At 33.9% G+C, this 3,100-nt stretch carries 3 protein-coding genes and 2 pseudogenes; 3 read left to right on the top strand and 2 right to left on the bottom strand.

Features of this window, described 5'->3' with window-relative positions:
• Positions 1–26: 26 nt before the first annotated feature.
• Together FD26_RS10645 and FD26_RS10640 are read right to left on the bottom strand one after the other, a co-directional pair.
• Positions 27–1,121: pseudogene (locus FD26_RS10645) on the bottom strand (catalase); the annotation flags it as partial.
• 203 nt (positions 1,122–1,324) lie between these two features.
• Positions 1,325–1,759, bottom strand: coding sequence for an ACT domain-containing protein (locus FD26_RS10640; RefSeq protein ID WP_057868398.1), 435 nt, complete (start codon positions 1,757–1,759; stop codon positions 1,325–1,327).
• Between the two features lie 111 nt (positions 1,760–1,870).
• Here FD26_RS10640 and FD26_RS10635 point away from each other — a divergent pair, with 111 nt between their 5' ends.
• The 3 genes and pseudogenes from FD26_RS10635 to FD26_RS10625 form a co-directional block, all read left to right on the top strand.
• The gene (locus FD26_RS10635) at positions 1,871–2,563 is read left to right on the top strand and encodes an NAD(P)H-dependent oxidoreductase (RefSeq protein WP_057868397.1); all 693 of its coding nucleotides are present in this window, start codon (positions 1,871–1,873) and stop codon (positions 2,561–2,563) included.
• 2 nt (positions 2,564–2,565) lie between these two features.
• On the top strand, positions 2,566–2,745 hold the full coding sequence (locus FD26_RS10630; RefSeq protein ID WP_057868396.1) for a hypothetical protein: 180 nt from the start codon (positions 2,566–2,568) through the stop codon (positions 2,743–2,745).
• A gap of 157 nt (positions 2,746–2,902) precedes the next feature.
• Positions 2,903–3,100, top strand: a pseudogene (locus tag FD26_RS10625) (hypothetical protein); the annotation flags it as partial.

Genomic DNA, 3,100 nt, shown 5'->3' with positions numbered 1-3,100 from the left:
CATTTACACAAGATATTTTACGCTCTCCGTTCGTAATTATGTACTTCATTAATAGGCTTGTTTATTGGCAAATCTTCAAAGTTTACGCCTAATCTATATCTTTGAGTATCCTTGTAAGAGAATAAACGTCCTTGTAATAATTTATCTGGTGATGCTTCAATTCCTGGAATTAGGTTAGCAGGTGAGAATGCAGCTTCTTCGACATCAGTAAAGTTGTTAGAAGGATTTTCGTTTAAAGTTAATTTACCAACCTTAATGAGCGGATAATCTTTGTGAGAAACAGTTTTAGTTACATCAAAGATATCCCATTTATAATGGAGTCCTTCTTCATATGGCAATATTTGAACATACATAGTCCATGATGGATAATTTTCCTTATCAATGGCATCAAAAAGGTCATTTTGAAGGAAGTCGGTATCTTTGCCACTAATTTTTTCTGCAGCATCATTTGTCATATTGACGACGCCTTGATCAGATTTTAAATGATATTTAATCCAGAATTGTTCACCATTCTTATTTACCCATTTGAATGTATGAGAACCATAGCCATTCATTTCACGGTAAGAAGTGGGCAATCCACGATCACCCATTAAGTAGGTAACTTGATGTAGAGATTCTGGTGAATGTGACCAGAAATCCCATTGCATTGTTTGAGTACGTCGATTTGTTTTTGGATCACGCTTTTGTGAATGAATAAAATCAGGAAATTTAAGTGGGTCATTTACAAAGAAAACAGGTGTATTATTACCTACAATATCGTAATTACCTTTTTGAGTATAGAATTTTACTGAGAAGCCACGTACATCTCTAACGGTATCAGGATAGCCTTTTTCACCAGCAACTTGTGAGAAACGCATAATTAATGGAGTTTTCTTCCCGGAACCATTGAATAAGTCAGCTTTAGTATATTTACTCATATCATTTTCAAGAACAAACTCACCTTTGGCACCAGCGCCTTTTGCGTGAACTACACGTTCAGGAATTCTTTCACGATCAAAATGAGCCAATTTTTCAAGTAAATCATAATCTTGCATTAGGACAGGACCACGAGAGCCGGCTGTTTGTGAATGCTGATTGTCTGCCCAAGGTTGACCGGTTTCGGTTGTTAGTTTTTTCGACATAAATACATTCTCCAATCTATTAGCTTATTAGTAATACCATGTATATCATTAAATTAATTTGATTAGATTGTCAAATTATTGAATTACATTTTCACTAAAATGATTATATTGATGGATTAAGATATGATATATTGTCGTTTTAAAGAGAATATAAAAAAGCGTCCTCGAATCAAATTAAATGATTTCGAAGACGCTTTTGGTTATTATTCAATGGAGATCAGATGGACATTGTCGACTGAATCGGACAAACTTAATTTATCAATAAGATCATCAATAGTTCCGCTAAGACGGCTGATATCCAAGGAGATAACGACAGTAGCAATATTGTGAATAGGAATATTTTGATTGATGGTTAAAATACTAGCATTTGATTCAGAAATATCGACTAGTACTTTGGACAAGATGCCTTGTTGATGATGCAGCATCATTGAAATAACAGCTTTGCGATCGTTCATTTCTTCATCAGGAAGAAAAACTAAATCTTTATATTTGTAGTAAGTTCCGCGACTGATACCAACTTCTTTAACGGCTTCGCTGACGTTATGAACTTTCTTAGTTTGTAGTAAATTACGAGCTTTAATGACACGATCGAAAGATTCAGGAAGAATAGAACTGTCGACGATATAATATTTTTCCATTACGTATCTCCTTAAATAAATCTATCCCTTAAATTATAGCATGTGACTGTTTTGTTTGGTTTAAAGAATGAAGTTTTTTTGCTATTCTATAAATGACTGGAGATGTTAATTTTGAAGACTTTAGTAGTAGTTTCACATCCAAAAATAAATGATTCGCAGACGCAGCAATTTTTGTTGCAAGGTGCAAAATTACAAGATGTTACATGGCATCATGTCGAAGAATTAAAAGAAATTGATGTCGAAAAAGAACAAGCTTTGTTAATGGAAAATGACCGAATAATCTTTCAATTTCCGTTGTATTGGTATGCTGCACCGGCGGGACTAAAAGATTGGGAAGACCAAGTACTAACTCGTAACTTTGTTTACGGTGATGGCGACGACAATTTGAGCGATAAAGAATTTGGTATTGTAGTAAGTACAGGGATGCCCTTAAAAGAATTTCAACGAGGCGGCAGTGAAAATGTAACAATTGATGAAATTATGGCTCCATATTTTGCTATCGCTCAACGTGGCAAGATGAAAATTTTACCAGTCTTTACAATTGCTCAATTTCAATATTTAAATGAACAGAAACAAATGAGATTATTAATTGATTATCAACGTTATTTAACTCAAACATATCCTGATAGCTTAACCAATCGTCAAGAGTGGTTTGAACGTGAATTTGCGGATCGTTTTAAGAACTTTGACGGAACTAATTGTACTGAATGCGAGACGGTACTTGACACTTTTATTCAACGTAAAGAGGATATCAATCAGTTGAAAAGTACAATCGGTTTGATTAAACAAGGGGAGGACGAATAATAATGGATGATACTGGTAAGTGGTTGGAACAGCAAGTTTCCGATTTAGCAAAAAAGCAAAAAGCTTATGAGAACCGGGCTTTCTTGGTCGCAATGCAGCAAGTTATCCAAGAGCAAAATATGCGTACTGAACAACTAAAAGGTGAAGTTGATGGGCGCTTGTGGAATCATGAACAGTGGTAATTAACATGAAAAATAATCCTCAATGGTTAAAAATCATTGAGGATTATTTTAATTTAATACAGAACTTGATTAATAATATATTATATTTTTTGAAACATAATGATTGATTTTCTGTGATTAATAAAGTAACATGTAAATTAAAGAGAGGTAATTAATTATGAAATACTTGATAACAGGTGCAACTGGTCATTTGGGAAGCCATATCTTTAATGATTTGATTAAATTAGTACCAAGTTCTGATATAACAGCAGGAGTCCATACGATTTCCAAAGCTAAGTCAATTGCTGATACTGGAGCCCAAGTTGTTGGTATTGATTTTATGAAAGAGGTAGATTGTAAAATTAATCCGAACGCT

The sequence above is a fragment of the Companilactobacillus crustorum JCM 15951 genome (assembly GCF_001434585.1).
In the GTDB taxonomy this organism is placed as follows: Bacteria; Bacillota; Bacilli; order Lactobacillales; family Lactobacillaceae; genus Companilactobacillus; species Companilactobacillus crustorum.
This window is presented reverse-complemented; position numbering and strand designations above follow the sequence as displayed.

What these genes read in the sequence shown, in the direction of transcription:
- FD26_RS10630 (WP_057868396.1), top strand. Translation starts at nt 2,566, where the DNA reads ATGGATGATACTGGTAAGTGGTTGGAACAGCAAGTTTCCGATTTAGCA.
- FD26_RS10640 (WP_057868398.1), bottom strand. Translation starts at nt 1,759, where the DNA reads ATGGAAAAATATTATATCGTCGACAGTTCTATTCTTCCTGAATCTTTC.